1 protein-coding gene is annotated in these 472 nt (G+C 33.1%); it reads left to right on the top strand.

Features of this window, described 5'->3' with window-relative positions; genetic code table 11:
- Positions 1-472 (top strand): transposase (locus HMPREF2937_RS02365; RefSeq protein WP_142351390.1); only part of this gene is annotated, 472 nt, incomplete at both ends.

Raw genomic sequence — 472 nt, 5'->3', positions numbered from 1 at the left:
TTTGTCCAAACAATAAACTATTATTCTTTTCTGGCTATAGATTCCGAAATGATAAATATGGATATCAACGTCAATTTAAAGAATATAAATGTTATGACTGTATAGAATGTCCGCTCAGAAAAGAATGCATGAACCCTAAAGCCAGACCAGATACTTTGAAAACAATCAGAAGAAATATGGTTTGGGAATTTTATAAGCACTTCACTAGAGAAAAGCTTTCAGATCCAAAAACTTCATCAATTTATAAACAAAGAAAAATTGATGTTGAAACTTTTTTTGGTAATCTGAAGGCTAATTTGGGTTTCACTCGAATGTCTGTCAGAGGTATTGAGAAAGTTGAAACCGAAGTTGGCATAGCGTGTATGGCTGTCAACGTTAGGAAATTGGCAGCTCTTCGAGCTGCGATTTTCTCTATAAACATAAAAAAGCGACGATTTTCAGAAATAATAATGAAAATCGTCGCTTTTATTAG

The organism is Staphylococcus sp. HMSC061G12 (genome assembly GCF_001838465.1).
GTDB classification, from domain to species: Bacteria; Bacillota; Bacilli; order Staphylococcales; family Staphylococcaceae; genus Staphylococcus; species Staphylococcus simulans.
Note: the sequence above shows the minus strand (reverse complement) of the source record. Positions and strands in the feature narration are given on the sequence as shown.